This is a genomic window from Ancylobacter sp. G4_0304 (assembly GCF_047501495.1).
GTDB lineage: Bacteria > Pseudomonadota > Alphaproteobacteria > Rhizobiales > Xanthobacteraceae > Ancylobacter.
Map to the genome: position 1 here is coordinate 67,447 of NZ_JAZDRM010000016.1, position 16,332 is coordinate 83,778.

At 67.3% G+C, this 16,332-nt stretch carries 14 protein-coding genes and 1 tRNA gene; 10 read left to right on the forward strand and 5 right to left on the reverse strand.

What is annotated here, in order from left to right:
- Positions 1–96: 96 nt before the first annotated feature.
- Positions 97–1,086: an acetamidase/formamidase family protein gene (locus tag VRZ77_RS11170; RefSeq protein WP_414592730.1), complete on the forward strand. Its 990-nt coding sequence runs from the start codon at positions 97–99 to the stop codon at positions 1,084–1,086.
- Between the two features lie 288 nt (positions 1,087–1,374).
- On the opposite strand, the gene VRZ77_RS11175 is transcribed toward VRZ77_RS11170, so the two are convergent.
- The 3 genes from VRZ77_RS11175 to VRZ77_RS11185 form a co-directional block, all read right to left on the reverse strand.
- Positions 1,375–1,448, reverse strand: a tRNA-Gly gene (locus VRZ77_RS11175).
- An 88-nt stretch (positions 1,449–1,536) separates the two neighbouring features.
- On the reverse strand, positions 1,537–2,259 hold the full coding sequence (locus tag VRZ77_RS11180; RefSeq protein WP_414592731.1) for an aldolase: 723 nt from the start codon (positions 2,257–2,259) through the stop codon (positions 1,537–1,539).
- Between the two features lie 31 nt (positions 2,260–2,290).
- Entirely contained in the window at positions 2,291–3,319 is a 1,029-nt protein-coding gene (locus tag VRZ77_RS11185) for a LacI family DNA-binding transcriptional regulator (RefSeq protein WP_414592732.1), read from the reverse strand.
- A 247-nt stretch (positions 3,320–3,566) separates the two neighbouring features.
- Here VRZ77_RS11185 and VRZ77_RS11190 point away from each other — a divergent pair, with 247 nt between their 5' ends.
- Together VRZ77_RS11190 and otnK are read left to right on the forward strand one after the other, a co-directional pair.
- Positions 3,567–3,749, forward strand: a complete 183-nt coding sequence (locus VRZ77_RS11190; RefSeq protein WP_414592733.1) for a hypothetical protein — start codon at positions 3,567–3,569, stop codon at positions 3,747–3,749.
- A gap of 45 nt (positions 3,750–3,794) precedes the next feature.
- Positions 3,795–5,084 carry a 3-oxo-tetronate kinase gene (gene otnK / locus VRZ77_RS11195; protein WP_414592734.1) on the forward strand — a complete coding sequence of 430 codons (1,290 nt, stop codon included), beginning with the start codon at positions 3,795–3,797 and terminating at the stop codon, positions 5,082–5,084.
- A gap of 36 nt (positions 5,085–5,120) precedes the next feature.
- On the opposite strand, the gene VRZ77_RS11200 is transcribed toward otnK, so the two are convergent.
- Complete coding sequence (locus VRZ77_RS11200; RefSeq protein ID WP_414592735.1) at positions 5,121–5,852, reverse strand: GntR family transcriptional regulator; 732 nt, start codon at positions 5,850–5,852, stop codon at positions 5,121–5,123.
- An 88-nt stretch (positions 5,853–5,940) separates the two neighbouring features.
- Here VRZ77_RS11200 and VRZ77_RS11205 point away from each other — a divergent pair, with 88 nt between their 5' ends.
- The 5 genes from VRZ77_RS11205 (at position 5,941) to VRZ77_RS11225 (ending at position 11,995) form a co-directional block, all read left to right on the forward strand.
- Entirely contained in the window at positions 5,941–6,924 is a 984-nt protein-coding gene (locus tag VRZ77_RS11205; protein ID WP_414592736.1) for a Bug family tripartite tricarboxylate transporter substrate binding protein, read from the forward strand.
- Positions 6,925–6,933: 9 nt separating this feature from the next.
- The gene (locus tag VRZ77_RS11210) at positions 6,934–7,377 is read left to right on the forward strand and encodes a tripartite tricarboxylate transporter TctB family protein (protein WP_414592737.1); all 444 of its coding nucleotides are present in this window, start codon (positions 6,934–6,936) and stop codon (positions 7,375–7,377) included.
- 1 nt (position 7,378) lies between these two features.
- Positions 7,379–8,893 carry a tripartite tricarboxylate transporter permease gene (locus tag VRZ77_RS11215; RefSeq protein WP_414592738.1) on the forward strand — a complete coding sequence of 505 codons (1,515 nt, stop codon included), beginning with the start codon at positions 7,379–7,381 and terminating at the stop codon, positions 8,891–8,893.
- Between the two features lie 42 nt (positions 8,894–8,935).
- A complete protein-coding gene (prpB, locus tag VRZ77_RS11220) occupies positions 8,936–9,838 on the forward strand; it encodes a methylisocitrate lyase (protein WP_414592739.1) in 903 nt (300 codons plus the stop codon).
- A gap of 96 nt (positions 9,839–9,934) precedes the next feature.
- Positions 9,935–11,995 carry an acyltransferase family protein gene (locus tag VRZ77_RS11225; RefSeq protein ID WP_414592740.1) on the forward strand — a complete coding sequence of 687 codons (2,061 nt, stop codon included), beginning with the start codon at positions 9,935–9,937 and terminating at the stop codon, positions 11,993–11,995.
- 4 nt (positions 11,996–11,999) lie between these two features.
- Here VRZ77_RS11225 and VRZ77_RS11230 read toward each other — a convergent pair whose 3' ends face one another.
- Entirely contained in the window at positions 12,000–12,920 is a 921-nt protein-coding gene (locus VRZ77_RS11230; RefSeq protein ID WP_414592741.1) for a hydrogen peroxide-inducible genes activator, read from the reverse strand.
- A 184-nt stretch (positions 12,921–13,104) separates the two neighbouring features.
- Here VRZ77_RS11230 and katG point away from each other — a divergent pair, with 184 nt between their 5' ends.
- Complete coding sequence (gene katG, locus VRZ77_RS11235) at positions 13,105–15,279, forward strand: catalase/peroxidase HPI (RefSeq protein WP_414592742.1); 2,175 nt, start codon at positions 13,105–13,107, stop codon at positions 15,277–15,279.
- A 275-nt stretch (positions 15,280–15,554) separates the two neighbouring features.
- Positions 15,555–16,319 carry an ABC transporter ATP-binding protein gene (locus VRZ77_RS11240; protein ID WP_414592743.1) on the forward strand — a complete coding sequence of 255 codons (765 nt, stop codon included), beginning with the start codon at positions 15,555–15,557 and terminating at the stop codon, positions 16,317–16,319.
- Positions 16,320–16,332 lie beyond the last annotated feature (13 nt).

Here is a 16,332-nt window from a genome sequence, read left to right on the forward strand (position 1 = left end):
CCGACGTTCGCCCAGCCGGCGACGTGGCGCCGTCGCGCATTCTGAGGAAAACGGCTGCCAGCGACGCCAGCCCGCCTCTGTCAGGAGAACGGCAAGATGAGCTGGCTCGAACACTCGATCATGGCGGCGCGCGGTGAAGCAAAGGGACGGCCCGGACAGGCCTTCTCCATCACCGAGGAGTCACAGGGGAAATATCACTACGTCTACGGCCCCTACGCCGAACCTATACTGCGGGTCGACCCCGGCGCGGTGGTTTCGGCCGAGACGCATGACGCGATGGAAGGTCAGATAAAGCATGAGAGCGACAGCCCCAGCGCGATCCTGAACTTTCCGTTCCTCAATCCGCAGAACGGCCCGATCTTCGTCAACGGCGCCGAGAAGGGCGACTGCCTCGCCGTCTACATCCAGAAGATCGTGCCGCGCGGCGATCAACCCGTCGGCACGACCTGCATCATGCCGGAGTTTGGCGGTCTCGTAGGAACCGGAGACACCGCGCTGCTCAATCCTGCGCTGCCGGAAATCGTCAAGAAGCTTGAGGTCACGCCGGAGAATGGCGTGGTCTGGAGCGACAAGATCACTCTGCCCTACCAGCCGTTCATCGGCACGATCGGCACCTCGCCCGAGATCGAGGCGATCTCCTCGCTGGTGCCCGACTACTATGGCGGCAACATGGACTTGCCGGACGTCGCGCCTGGCGCGGTGATCTACCTTCCTGTCCACACGGCCGGCGGGCTGCTCTACCTCGGCGACTGCCATGCCGTACAAGGCGATGGCGAACTCTGCGGCTTCGCGATCGAGCACCCGACGGTGACGACGGTCCAGATCGACCTGATCAAGAATTGGTCCTTTCGCTGGCCGCGACTTGAGACGGAAGGCGCGATTATGACGATCGGGTCCGGCCGCCCGATGGAAGACGCCGCCCGCATCGCCTATCGCGAACTGGTGCGCTGGATGGCGGCCGACTACGGGTTCGACGAACTGGAGGCCTATATGCTGCTCACCCAGGTCGGAAAGCTGAGAGTCGGCAATATGGTTGATCCGAAATACACGCTGGGGGCGTCGGTAGCAAAGGCCTTGCTCAGGTAGCAGGACGCCGGATGGGCGGTTGATGTTCGGGTCGATGTCGGCCTTCAGCGCCGGACGACGTCGACCCGAATCCTTTTACCCGACAGAAAAGCATCGGCTCCGACAGCGAGTTCGTTCCAACTGAATCGATCGCGCCGGCCAAGAACGACGCTGATCGCAAGGCGGTGTCGTCGCAGCTAAAAGTGCCATGATCGGCAGGCGTATTACGCCGATCATGGCCGCGCTGAAACGCGCGGGCGCAACCCAAGCGATGGCGCTTGTCAGGTGTGTGATTCTCTCTGGAAAAGCTGGAGCGGGCGAAGGGAATCGAACCCTCGTATGCAGCTTGGGAAGCTGCCGTTCTACCATTGAACTACGCCCGCTCAGGCCGCCGCACCATAAGAGCGGCGCTTCACCGCTTCAAGTCCCCAAAACGCGTCCGAACGCACTATCCCACAGCGCCAAGGGTGGTCACTCGCGCTCGTCCTGATGCCCGCCCGCCACGTGCCTGCCGTCGCAGCCGGGATGATCGCACCCCGCCTCGTCATCGGGCGGCAGTTCGACGCCAAACACCTTCACCAGATCGGCGACCTGCCCGGGCGAAAGATAGCGGGGGTTGAGCCCGCGCAGCAGCAGATAGAGCCGCGCCGTCTCCTCCAGCTCCTCGGTGGCGAACACGGCGGCCTCCAGCGTCTCGCCCGCCACCACCGGCCCGTGATTGGACAGCAGCACCGAGGAATAGCGCCCCGCCAACCCGCGAATGGCGTCCGCCACCGCCGGGTCGCCAGGACGGTAATAGGGCAGCAGCGCGGTGTGGCCGCAGCGCATGAGATAATAAGGCGTCATCGGCGGCAGCGCCGCCTTGGGGTCGATCTCCGGCAGCATGGTCAGCGCCACCGAATGGGTGGAATGCAGGTGCACGATGGCACGCGCCGTGGCCCGCGTCTCGTACAGCGCGGCGTGCAGCGGGATTTCCTTGGTCGGCGCGTCGCCGGAAAGCAGGCGGCCGGTGGCATCGAGGCGGGTGATCCGCTCCGGATCGAGAAAGCCCAGCGAGGCATTGGTCGGGGTCACCAGCCATCCGCCATCGTCGAGCCGCAGGCTTATATTGCCTGAGGAGCCCGGCGTCAGCCCGCGCTCGAACAGCGAGCGGCCGAACCGGCAGATGCTCTCGCGCCATTTTGCTTCCGACATCTCAAAGTTCCTGGTTACGGTGGTTTCGGGCTCAGGTCGTCGCGCCGGCGATCAGCTCGAAGTCGAGCGTGGTGACGCCGGGGGCTTCGTCCGCCAGCAGCAGCCGGGCGCTTGTCGCGCCAATGGCGACGCGCGGCGTCAGCAAAGTCGAAAGCGGCTGCGGCGCGTGGAGCGCGACGTCGAGGCCGTTGAAGCCGAACAGCGCCAGCCGCTCCGGAACCGCGATGCCCTGCGACAGGCAATGGAAATAACCGCCGATCGCCATGTCGTCATTGGAAAAATACACCGCATCGATATCGGCGTGCCGGGCCAGCAGCCGGCCGAGCGCCTCGCGCCCGGCGCCGATCGAGGAATGCGCCATGACGACGTCCTCGGCCGCGAGGCGCTGCCCGCCTTCCGCCAGCGCCGCGAGAAAGCCGTCGCGGCGCTTGGCGGCGCGCCGGTCGCGCGCGAGATCGTGGCCGATATAGGCGATGCGCCGGTAGCCACGGGCGAGGAGATGGCGGGCGCTCACCCGACCCGCCTCACGATTGGAGAAGCCGACCACGGTGTCGATGCCGATGCCGTCGGTGTCGAGCATCTCGACGACGCGGATACCCGCCCCGGCCAACATGGCGCGGGTGCGTCCCGTGTGGTCGAGGCCGGCGATCATCAGCCCCGCCGGGCGCCAGCTCAGCAGCGATTCGACGAGGCGTTCCTCGGTGTCGAGGTCGTAATCGGTCACGCCGACCACCGACTGGAATCCCGCCTCGCCCAACACCGCATCCGCCCCGCGCAGCAGGTCCGGGAACACGATATTGGCCAGCGAGGGCACGATGATGCCCACGAGTTTCGAGCCGGTCGAGGCCAGAGTGCCGGCGATGCGGTTGGGCACATAACCGAGCCGCTCGGCGGCGCCGAGCACCCTCTCCCGCGTCTCCAGCGCCGAGGAGCCTTGGCGCCGCAGCACGCGCGACGCCGTGCTTTCGCCGACGCCAGCCTCGCGCGCGACATCCGACAGGGTGATGCCGCCGCGCCGCTCAGAGGGCCCGGAGGGCGGCTGTCGAGGTCCGTTCTTCACCGCTCAACCTCCCGGTTTCCTTGAGGCCGTCCGTCCGTGCCCGTCCGCTGTCGTTCAAGGCAGGCCGACCCACAGCAACCGCCCCCTCGCCTGCCCGCTCAGGATTGGCAGCGCTGCCATTCCTTGCTACATCACAGTGGCAGCGCTGCCAAAATGATTTTTTCTCAGGGGGGGAGATCCGACGCGCGGCCCGCTTTCCGAACACGTAAGGAAACGGTGACCGATGAAGCGGATCGGACCGCACGCCATGACGCAACACACCGCCTGCGCGGCGATGCCCCTCGCCGCCCGCCACGGACCGGGCCTTCCGAAGGCCCGCGAGGCCGTCACCGCCCCAGCTTGCGGCATGCCCGGGCAGGACGATGCCCCGGTGGCGCCGCTCCACACCCGCATCGCGCACGCTCCTCCCGGCGAGCCCTCCCCCCTCTGATTCCTCTTGGCCAAGCGGCCCAAAGACAAAGACAGGAGATGCCCCATGACGCTCGCCCTCGGCTGCATCGCGGACGACTATACCGGCGCGTCCGACCTCGCCAACACGCTGGCTCGCAACGGTCTGCGCACCGTGCAGACCATCGGCATTCCTTCTGCCGACCTGCCTCTGATGGACGCCGAGGCGGTGGTGGTTGCGCTGAAGATCCGCTCGGTGCCGGCGGAGGAAGCGGTGGAGAAGGCGCGCGCTGCCCATCGCTGGCTGACCGGACGCGGCGCCGGCCATGTCATGTACAAGATCTGCTCGACCTTCGATTCCACCGATGCTGGCAATATCGGGCCGGTGCTGGACGCGCTCGGCGAAGACACCGGCGCGGGCGCCGTGCTGGTCACGCCGGCCTTCCCGGAAACCGGGCGCACCGTCTATCAGGGCCATCTGTTCGTCGGCGCCGTGCCGCTGAATGAGAGCCCGCTGAAAGATCATCCGCTCAACCCGATGCACGATGCCAATCTGGTGCGCGTGCTGCAGCGCCAGAGCACGCGGCGCATCGGCCTCGCCGCGCTGGGCGGCATCGCCGGCGGGCCGGACGCCCTGCGCGCGCGGCTCGATGCACTCGCCTCGGACGGCGTGGGCGGGGTGATCGCGGACGCGGTGTTCGAGAGCGATCTGGAAACGCTGGGCGCTGTGGCGCTCGATGCGCCGGTCTCCATCGGCGCCTCCGGGCTCGGTCTCGGCCTTGCCCGCGAGCTGGTCCGCGCCGGCCGCGCAAGCGTCCCGGACGGCGCCGCCGCCTTTTCCGATGGCCCCGGCCTGTCCGCCTGCCTCGCGGGCAGTTGCTCGCAGGCGACGCTGGCGCAGATCGCGCGGGCCGAGACGATCATGCCGGTGCTGCGCCTCGACGCGGACCGCCTGCTTGCCGGCCCCGAAGTGGTGGCGCATGCCGTCGACTGGGCGCGGGACCGCATCGCCGGCGGCCCGCTGCTGATCGCCAGCAGTGCCGCGCCCGCCGATGTGCTGCGCGCGCAGTCCTCCTTGGGCCGCGAGGCGGTGGGCCAGGCCATCGAGGGCCGGCTGGCGCAGATCGCCGAGGAATTGCTGAAGCTCGGCGTGCGCCGGCTGGTGGTGGCCGGCGGCGAGACTTCCGGCGCGGTGGTGGACCGGCTCGGCATCCCCGCCTTCGCGCTCGGCCCGCAGATCGCCCCCGGCGTCCCGCTGCTGCGCGCGGTCAGCGGCACGCATGACGGGCTGCTGATGGCGCTGAAATCCGGAAATTTCGGCAGCGTGGACTTCTTCGCCGAAGCGCTGGCGCTGATGAACCGGACGCCGGGCGCGTAGTGCGGGCAGGCGGGCCAGGCCCGCCCATCGCTGCCTTCAGCGCGCGCGGGGTTCGTCGTTGCGCACCCCGCTGACGGTGGACGTCAGCAGCGCCTGCCGTGCCGAGCGCACATGGCGGCGCATCAGCAGTTCGGCGACATCCCCGTCGCGCTCGGTCAACGCCGCCAGAATCCGGCGGTGCTCCTTCCAGGCGGCAAGGCCGCGCCCTTTCATCCGGCCATGGCGCGAGCGGCACAGCTTCAGCCGGGGATAGAACTGCTCGCAGAGCAGCCCGGTCAGCACCGGGTTGCGGCAGCCGCGCGCGATACGGACATGGAAATCATTGTCGAAATCGTTCTGGATGTAGGGCCCGTCCGGGTCGCGCTGCAGTTCCGCGCCGTGCTGGTCGACAATGATCGCGAGTTCCTCAAGCTCCGGCTCGGTCATCGCGGTCGCCGCCAGCCGGCTCGCCATGCCCTCCAGCGCTTCGCGCACGTCGAGCAAAGACAGGAAATCCTCCAGCGAGGGCGAGATCACCCGCACGCCCTGATGGGCGACATGGGTCACCAGCCCCTTTTCCTGAAGACGCCGCAACGCCTCGCGCACCGGCGCCCGGCTGACGCCGAACGCATCGGCCAGCCCCGGCTCATTCAGCTTTTCCCCCGGCCCGATGCGCCCGGACATGATCGCGGCGGTCAGCGTTTCAAACAGCGCGTCAGACTGGTTCGCGCGCTTTCCGCCCTCCAGCTCAGCCAATTGTGTCGACACATCCAAGGACACAGCGGTCATTTCCTCGTTTTCGGTGGATATTTTGGCTTGCGGCAAGGGGCATTCTCTGCAATGTGTCGACAATAATCAAAAATCGGGAGGACGCCAAATGAAACGCTTCATGCTTGTCGCCGCTGTCAGCCTTAGCTTCGCCGGAGGCGCATCGGCTGAGGGATTCCAGCCGACAAACCCGGAATGCATCGCTCCCGCCGCGCCCGGCGGCGGTTTCGACCTCACCTGCCGCATCACGTCCCAGCAGTTGAACGAGCTCGGCATCGTCGGCCCGACCATGCGGACCACCAATCTGCCGGGCGGAATCGGCGCCGTAGCTTACAACACGATCCAGGCACGCCGCGCCGATGATCCCAACGTGATCATCGCCGTGTCGACAGGTTCCTGGGTCAACCTCGCCCAGGGCAAGTTCGGCCGCTTCACCGAGAACGACGTGCGCTGGCTCGGCGCGATCGGCGCGGATTACGGCGTTCTTGCCGTGCGCAAGGACAGCCGTTTCAAGACGCTGCAGGATTTCGTCGACGCGCTGAAGAAGGACCCCGGCTCGGTTACCATCGGCGCCGGCGGCACCGTCGGCAGCCAGGACTGGATGAAGCCCGCCCTGGTCGCCAAGGCGGCGGGCGTCGACCCGCGCAAGATGCGCTACCTCTCCTATGAGGGCGGCGGCGAGGCGCTTGCGGCGCTGCTCGGCGGCACCATCGACGCCGTGCCCGGCGATGCCTCCGAAGTTCAGGGCCAGCTCGAAGCCGGCGAAATCCGGGTGCTCGCCACCTTCTCGGACAAGCGCCTGCCCGGCGTGTTCGCCGACGTGCCGACCGCGAAGGAAGCCGGCTATGACGTCGAATGGCCGATCGTGCGCGGCTTCTATGCCCCGCCGAAGATCACCGACGAGCAATATGCCTACTGGATCGACGCGCTCAAGAAGCTGAACGCCGATCCGCGCTGGCAGAAGGTGCGCTCGGATCAGGGCCTGTTCGAATACGACCTCGTCGGTGCGGATTTCGACGCCTTCGCGAAGCAGCGGACCGATGCGTTCCGCAAGCTCGCCGCCGAAGTCGGCCTGAAGACCACCGGCAACTGAGGACGGGCCATGAAGGCGGCAGGGCTGCTCGGAGACCGGATCAGCGGTCTCCTCTTCCTCCTCATCGGCATCGGCGCGATCTGGCATGCCGCCTCGCTCGACGTTCCCTTCGCGGCCGACCCGGTCGGCCCGAAGGTGTTCCCGATAATCGTGGGCGCCGTGCTCGTGCTGTCCGGCGCCTGCATTCTGCTGCGTCCCGAACAGGTGCGGTGGGAGGTCGGCGATTACGGGCGGGTGGTGCTCGTGGCCGGCGCCAGCCTCCTCTATCCGCTGCTGCTGGAGCCGCTCGGCTTCACGATCGCGACCGCCCTGCTGTGCTTCGCCTGCGCCAAGGCGTTTCACGGGCCGACCGTCGGCTCGCTGGTCAGTTCGGTGCTGCTCGCCGGCGGCTTCCTGGTCCTGATCGACATCCTGCTCGGCCTGCCTTTGCCGCGCGGCCCGCTGGGAATCTGACATGGATGCGCTCTCCTCGCTGGCCTTCGGCTTCAGCGTCGCCTTCACGCCGTTCAACCTTTCCCTCGCCTTGGTCGGCGCCGCGCTCGGCACTGCCATCGGCGCCCTGCCGGGCATCGGGCCCATCAACGCGATCGTGCTGCTGCTGCCGCTGTGCTTCTCGCTGAAGCTGCCGCCGGAGAGCGCGCTCATCCTGCTGGCCGGCATCTATTACGGCAGCGGCTATGGCGGCCGCATCTCGTCGATCCTGCTCAATATTCCCGGCGACCCCGGCTTGGTCATGACCACGCTGGACGGCTTCCCGCTGGCCAAGCAGGGACGTGGCGCCGCCGCGCTCGCGCTCAGCGGCATCGGCAGCTTCGTGGGCGGCACGCTGACCGTGGTGCTGCTCACCTTCCTCGCCGTGCCGATCGCCCGGCTCGCCGTATCGTTCGGGCCGGCGGAATATGTCGGGCTGATGGTGCTGTCCTTCGCCTTGCTCACCACCATGGGACAGGGCCGGCCCGCCAAGACCTGGGCGGCGATCAGCCTCGGCCTGCTCGGCGCCATGATCGGCATCGATGGCGGCTCTGGGGTGGAGCGCTTCACCTTCGGCTCGCTGGAACTTCTGGGCGGCATCGATTTCACCACCCTGACCATCGGCCTGTTCGCGGTCAGCGAGATCCTGGTAGTGGCGGAAGGCATGCGCTCGGGCTCGGTCTCCCATCTCGGCGGCGGCGAGAAGCTTAAGCCGCGCGAGGTGTTCGCCTGCCTGCCGGCCATGGTGCGGGCCACCGGCATCGGCTTCTTCCTCGGCGTCCTGCCGGGCACCGGCGCGGCCGTCGCCTCGGCCGTGGCCTACACAGCGGAGAAGCGCGTCTCGAACCGCGACGACACTTTCGGCAAGGGCGACATGCGCGGCCTCGCTGCCCCGGAGACCGCCGACAATGCGGCGCAGACCGCCTCCATGGTGCCGATGCTCGCTCTCGGCATCCCTGGCTCGGGTACGACCGCCGTCATGCTCGGCGCGCTGCTGATGTACTCGATTACCCCCGGCCCACTGCTGTTCACTCAGCGGCCGGAAATCGCCTGGGGCCTCATCGCCTCCATGTATATCGGCAACATCATGCTGCTGGTGCTCAACCTGCCGCTGGTCGGCCTGTTCGCCCGCCTGCTGCTGGTGCCGAACTACATCCTGTTTCCCGGCGTGCTCGGCCTCTCCTTCGCCGGTGTTTACGCCGCGACCAATTCGAGCTTCGAGCTGCTGCTCACCACCGGCATCGGCCTCATCGCTTATGCCATGCGCAAGATGGGCATTCCGCTGATCCCGCTGCTGATCGCCTTCGTGCTGGCGCGGCTGCTGGAGGACAATTTCCGCCGCGCGCTCTCGCTCTCCGACGGCGACGCCATAATCCTGGTGTCCTCGCCGATCGCGATCATCTTCTGGGTCCTCGCCGCGCTGACCCTGCTGGTGCCGTTGCTCGCGCCGCATTTCAGTCAGCGGATCCGCGCCGTGTCGGACAGCGAAGGCAGTTGAGGCCGCTCAGGTTCAACCCATGACAGACAAAGGACTGACGTCGTGACCTATCTCCTCAGCGCCGACCTGCCGGCCGCCTCCGCCGGCGCGCGCTTCCGGGCGCTCATCGAGCGCCCCGGCATCGTGCAGATGCCCGGCGCGCATAACGGGCTCGCCGCGATCCAGGCGCGCGACGCCGGCTTCGAGGCGCTGTATCTGTCCGGCGCCGCGATCAGCGCCTCGATGGGCCTGCCCGATCTCGGCATCCTCACCGTCGACGATGTGGCGTTCTACATCCGCCAGATCGCCCGCGCCTCCTCCCTGCCGATCCTCGTCGATGGCGATACCGGCTATGGCGAAGCGCTGAACGTCATGCACATGGTGCGCTGCTTCGAGGATGCCGGCGCGGGCGCCGTGCAGATCGAGGACCAGATCCTGCCGAAGAAATGCGGTCACCTGAACGACAAGCATCTCGCCGCCCCGCAGGAAATGGCCGCCAAGGTCAACGCCGCGCGCAGGGCCCGCCGCGACCTCGTGATCATTGCCCGCACCGACGCGGCGGCGAGCGAGGGCCTCGACGGCGCCGTGGCGCGGGCGAAGCTCTATCTGGAAGCCGGCGCCGACGCGATCTTCCCCGAAGCGCTGACCTCGGTCGAGATGTTCCGCGAGGTGGCGCAACGCCTGCCCGGCGTGAAGCTGCTCGCCAACATGACCGAGTTCGGCCGCACCCCGGCGCTCACCGCCGCCGAATTCGAGACGCTGGGCTATCGCATGGTGATCTGGCCGGTCTCCTCGCTGCGCGTCGCCGCCCGCGCTCAGGAGGAGCTGTACGCCGAAATCCGCCGCGCCGGCACGCCGCAGGCGTTGATCCCGCGCATGCAGACCCGCGCCGAGCTCTACGACACCATCCGCTATTTCGACTATGAGGCACTGGACCGCTCGATCGTCACCACGATCCTGCCCTGACGCCCGCGCCCCGCACCGCTCCAGCGTGGACGGGCAGGTGAAAATCGACTACGCACGCCGGACGACCCATCTCAGGCGCCCGGCGCAGCGGCGATAATGTCCTCAAGCCCCCCTCCCGACTCTCTCGCGGCGATCAAGTACAGAAGCGAGATCGACGGCCTTCGGGCGATCGCGGTCACCCCCGTCATCCTGTTCCATGCCGGCTTCGGGAGCTTCGGCGGCGGCTTTGTCGGCGTCGACATCTTCTTTGTCATCTCCGGATTCCTGATCACCTCGATCATGCTCGGCGAGATGGAGCGCGGCACGTTCTCCATCGCCCGCTTCTACGAGCGGCGCGCCCGGCGCATCCTGCCGGCGCTGTTCGTCGTTATGGCGTGCTGCATTCCCTTCGCGTGGATGTGGATGATCCCCGACCAGTTGCGCGACTTCGGCCGCAGCGTGGTCTCGGTGGTGTTCTTCGTCTCGAACTTCCTGTTCTGGCGCGAGGAAGGCAGCTATTTCGCCGCCGCCTCCGAGCTGAAACCCCTGCTCCACACCTGGAGCCTGGCGGTGGAAGAGCAGTACTACCTGTTCGCACCGCTCACTTTGATGGCGCTGTGGCGCTTCGGCCGCCGCTTCCTGCTGGTCACCACGCTCGTCACCGCGCTGGTCAGCCTCGGCCTCACCGAATGGGGCTGGCGCCACGACCCGAGCGCGAATTTCTACCTGACGCCGTTCCGCATCTGGGAACTGCTCGCTGGCTCGATCTGCGCCTTCCTGATGTTCGGCCGCCCCGCGACGCCGAACAATATCCTGAGCGCGCTGGGCCTCGCGCTGATCGTCTTCGCCATCGCGACCTTCAACGCCTCGACCCCGTTCCCGAGCCTCTACACGCTGGTGCCGGTGGCCGGGGCAGCGTTGATCATCGCCTTTGCCCATCGGGGAACCTATGTCGCGCGGCTGCTGTCGCTGCCGCCGCTGGTCGGCATCGGGCTCATCAGCTACAGCGCCTATCTCTGGCACCAGCCGCTGTTCGCCTTCGCGCGGCTGCGCAGCATGGCGGCGCCGGCGGATGGGCTGATGCTGGCGCTCGCGGGCGCCTCGCTGGTGCTGGCCTATCTCACCTGGCGCTTCGTCGAGCAGCCGTTCCGCCACGGCACATCGGCGCTTGCGCTCACCCGCCGGCAGGTCTTCGCGGCGAGCGGGCTCGCCGGCTGCGTGTTCGCCGCGCTCGGCCTTTATGCCAGCATGAGCCATGGCGCGCCGTGGCGCCTGCCGCAGCCCGCCCCCGGCACGCGCGACGCCGCGCTGCTGGCCTCGCTGGAGCACCACACGCTCGGGCTCGACTGCTGGATCGAGGGGCGCACCGCCGACATCTCGAACCGCAATCTCCTTTGCCCGATCTTCACCCCGCCGGAGCCGAAGCGACGCATCCTTGTCATCGGCGACAGCCATTCCATCGCGCTGCTGCACGCCTTCCGCGCCGTGGGCGAACGCGATGCGGTGTACTGGATGGGCGCGGGAAGCTGCCCGCCGCTGCTGGGCGTCTCGGTGAAGGGCAGCGCCTTCCCGATCGGCATCTGCGAGCAGGTGGCGCAGCGCGAATTCGACACCGCGGTCAAGGACAGGTTCGACATCGTGGTCATGGCCGCGCGCTGGTCAATCTATGCCAAGCCGCCGCCGAGCCGCGTGGTGCTGTATCCGGCCGGCAGCGCGGGGCCCGATCCGGCGGCCTCGCCCGCCGTGTTCGCGCGCTCGCTGGCGCGCACGGTGGAGGCCTATGTCGCCAAGGGCATCAAGGTGCTGCTCGTCGACCAGATACCCGAGCAGCCGGCCCATCCCGACAAGGTGCTGCAGCAGGCCATCCTGCTCGGCTTCGGCGGCGACATTTCCGGCGGGCATCTCGCCGACATCATCCGCGACACCTCGGCCACGATCGACGCGGACGACGCGCAGCGCGCGACCTTCGGGCCGGTGCTGAACGCGCTCGCCGGCGACAAGGTGGGGGTCTTCTCCTTCACTGAAACGTTCCGCGACGGCGACCGCCTGCTCTGGGGCGACAAGGACGGCAGCTTCTATGTCGACTTCAATCACATCTCGCCGCACGGCAACCGCATGATCGAGGCGGAGATGGCCGAGGCGATCCGCCGGCTGGACGGCGACGCGACCGGCGGTTGAGCGCTCACGCCTCCGCCGGAACCGTCCGGCCCATACCCGCCCCGCCGACCTCCTGGACGATCCGCGCGATCTGCCCAAACTGCTCGGAGAGCGGGTTGGAGCGGCGCCAGACCATGCCGATGGTGCGCGCCGGGCGCGGCGGGCCGAGGCGCGCCACCGAAACCTGCGCCGAGCCGGTCTCGATCGCCACCGCCATCTGCGGGATCAACGTCACCCCGATCCCAGCCCCCACCATCTGCACCAGAGTAGTCAGCGACGAGCCCTCCATCAGGTCGCGCGGAAGGCTGGTCGACAGGTTGCAGAAGGACAGCGCCTGTTCGCGGAAGCAGTGCCCCTCCTCCAGCAGCAGCAGGCGCATCTCGCGCAGCATCTCGGAATTGGGCACCGGTTTGTCGGCATCCTCGCGCGGGCGGACCAGCACGAACTCCTCCTCGAACAGCGCAATCTCTGCCAGCGAGGGCTCGGACACCGGCAGCGCCACGATGGCGGTGTCGAGCCGGCCGTCCATCAGATCCTCGACCAGCTTCTGCGTCACCGCCTCGCGCGGGCGCAGGTCGAGGCCGGGAAAGCGCGCGGTGAGGCGCTGGAGCACGCTCGGCAGCAGATAGGGCGCGACCGTGGGGATCACCCCGATCCGCAGCCGGCCGGCCAGGGGGCCGTGCGAGGCGCGGGCGAGGTCTTCCAGCTCGTCCACGGCGCGCAATATGTAGCGCACGCGAAGATCGACGTTCTCACCGAGGCCGGTCAGCCTTATCTGCCGCGATCCGCGCTCCACCAGAGGCGCGCCGAGGATTTCCTCCAGCTCCTTTATCTGGAGCGAGAGTGCGGGCTGGGAAATGGCGCAGGCCTCGGCCGCCCGCCCGAAATGGCGGTGTCGGGCGAGCGCCTCGAAATAGCGCAGATGCCTCATCGAGATGTCAGCCATAAGCCCTACATATCGCTGTCATTAGAAAATGCAAATTTTCATTATGACGGTTCTGAAGTACAGCTTCGGCGGTAAGTTTAGGGCCGGGCCGGCCGAGCAATCGCGTACGACGCGACACGGGTTGGCATCGGTCTTCGACAGGGCACGCGCCGGGCGGGCCCTCACGTCACGGGTGGAGACGAATATGGACGACATCACGAAGAAGCCGGCTGGCAAATGCCCGGTGATGCACGGGGCGATCACCGAGGCCGGCAAGTCCAACACGGACTGGTGGCCCAATACGCTGAACCTCGACATCCTTTCCCAGCACGACACCAAGACCGATCCGCTCGGCAAGGGGTTCGACTATCGCGAGGAGCTGAAGTCGCTCGACTTCGCCGCGCTGAAGGCGGACCTGCTGGCGCTGATGACCGACAGCCAGGAATGGTGGCCGGCGGACTGGGGCCATTATGGCGGCCTGATGATCCGCATGTCGTGGCACGCGGCCGGCTCCTACCGTCTGGCGGACGGGCGCGGCGGCGCCGGCACCGGCAACCAGCGTTTCGCCCCGCTGAACTCCTGGCCGGATAATGTGAGCCTCGACAAGGCCCGCCGCCTGCTGTGGCCGATCAAGAAAAAGTACGGCAACAAGGTGAGCTGGGCCGACCTCATCGCCTATGCCGGCACCATCGCCTATGAGTCGATGGGCCTGAAGACCTTCGGCTTCGGCTTCGGCCGCGAGGACATCTGGCACCCCGAGAAGGACACCTACTGGGGCGCCGAGAAGGAATGGCTCGCCCCGAGCGACGCGCGCTACGGCAATGTCGACGAGCCCTCCACCATGGAGAACCCGCTCGCCGCGGTGCAGATGGGCCTGATCTACGTCAATCCGGAAGGCGTGAACGGCAAGCCGGACCCGATGAAGACCGCCGCGCAGGTCCGCGAGACCTTCAAGCGCATGGCGATGAACGACGAGGAAACCGTCGCGCTCACCGCGGGCGGCCACACCGTCGGCAAGACCCACGGCAATGGCGACGCCAAGGCGCTCGGCCCGAACCCGGAAGCCGCCGACGTCACCGACCAGGGCATGGGCTGGGCCAATCCCAACCAGAACGGCCTCGCCAGCCGCGCCGTGACCTCGGGCCTCGAAGGCGCCTGGACCACGCACCCGACCGTGTTCGACATGGGCTTCTTCGACATGCTGTTCAAGCATGAGTGGACGCTCTCGCACAGCCCGGCCGGTGCGTCGCAGTGGGTGCCGATCACGATTGCCGAAGAGGACAAGCCGGTCGACGCCAGCGATCCTTCCATCCGCCACAACCCGATGATGACCGACGCCGACATGGCGATGAAGGTCGATCCGATCTACAACGCGATCTGCCAGAAGTTCATGGCCGATCCGGAATATTTCAAGGACACCTTCGCCCGCGCCTGGTTCAAGCTGACCCATCGCGACATGGGCCCGAAGGTGCGCTATGTCGGCCCGGACGTGCCCGCCGAGGACCTGATCTGGCAGGACCCCGTGCCCGCCGGCTCCACCTCCTATGATGTCGCCGCCGTCAAGGCGAAGATCATTAATGCCGGCCTGTCGATCCCCGAGCTGGTCGCGACCGCCTGGGACAGTGCCCGCACCTATCGCGGCTCCGACATGCGCGGCGGCGCCAATGGCGCGCGCATCCGCCTCAGCCCGCAGAAGGACTGGGAAGGCAATGAGCCGGCGCGTCTCGCCAAGGTGCTCGCCGTGCTGGAGCCGATCGCGGCCGAGACCGGGGCCAGCGTCGCCGACGTCATCGTGCTGGCCGGCAATGTCGGCGTGGAGCTGGCGGCCAAGGCGGCGGGCGTCGACGTCAGCGTGCCGTTCGCGCCGGGCCGCGGCGATGCCACCGAGGCCCAGACCGACGCCGAGTCGTTCCACGTGCTGGAGCCGATCCATGACGGCTTCCGCAACTGGCTGAAGAAGGACTACGTGGTCAGCCCCGAGGAGCTGCTGCTGGACCGCACCCAGCTCATGGGCCTCACCGCCCCGGAGATGACCGTGCTGCTCGGCGGCCTTCGCGTCATCGGCGCCAATTACGGCGGCCTGAAGCATGGCGTGTTCACGCACCGCGAAGGCGCGCTCACCAACGACTTCTTCGTGAACCTGACCGACATGGCCTATACGTGGAAGAAGGGCGCCGACGGCTTCTACGAGATCCGCGACCGCAAGACCGGCGCGCTGAAGTGGACCGCGAGCCGCGTCGACCTGGTGTTCGGCTCGAACTCGATCCTGCGCGCCTATGCCGAGCTCTACGCCCAGGACGACGCCGGCGAGAAGTTCGTGAAGGACTTCGTGGCCGCGTGGACCAAGGTCATGAACGCCGACCGCTTCGACATCGCGTGAGGTTCTGAGTGCCGGGTCCGCCCGGCTCTCGCTCCAGCGCCGCAAGATTGGCCCCGCCTCCCGCTTTGGGAGCGCGGGGCCTTTCGTTTTCGGCCATGACCGGCGCGATGTGCCGTTGCGGAAGAAAAGTGATCAAACCGCACTCACCTTAGGTCATATCGCATAAATTTTGTTCATTTCGTCGCAATAAATCCCCTGATGCATACACGATGAACGCATCTTCCGTATTGGCACATGCATTGCATTCAAAATTGCATGCAATACGAGGAGCCTGCATGAGCACGGGTTTGATCGACGGCCGCCACATCACCAAGGTCTATGCCACCGCGACCGGGCCGCTGGTGGCGCTGGACGATGTGTCCTTCACGATCCGTGAAGGTGAATTCATCTCTCTGGTCGGCCCGTCCGGCTGCGGGAAATCCACCCTGCTCTCCATTCTCGGCGGGCTGGAGGAGAAATCCGACGGCACGCTGGTTCTCGCCGGCAAGCACCATGACGCGCCGCGTCCCGATCTCGGCATGATGTTCCAGACCTCGGTGCTGTTTCCCTGGCGCACCATCCGCGAAAATGTCCGCCTGCCCGGCATCATTCTCGGCCTCGACAAAAAGCAGCAGGCCGAGCGCTGCGAGGAACTGATCGATATGGTCGGCCTCAAAGGCTTCGGCGACCGCTACCCGGGCGAACTCTCCGGCGGCATGCGCCAGCGCGTGGCGCTCGCCCGCCTGCTCGCCCACGACCCGCGCGTGCTGCTGATGGACGAGCCGTTCGGCGCGCTGGACGAATTCACGCGCGAGACCATGAATGTCGAGTTGCTGCGCATCTGGGAGAAGACTGGCAAGACCGTGGTCTTCGTCACCCACAATATTGGCGAGGCGGTGTTCCTCTCCGACCGCATCTTCGTGATGACCCCGCGCCCCGGCCGGCTGGAAGGCATCGTCGAGGTCGACCTGCCGCGCCCGCGCACCACGGAAGCGATGCGCGACCCGCGCTTCGGCGAACACGTCTTCACCATCCGCCGCATGCTCGGCGTCGACCACTGAACGAGGGAGAGAG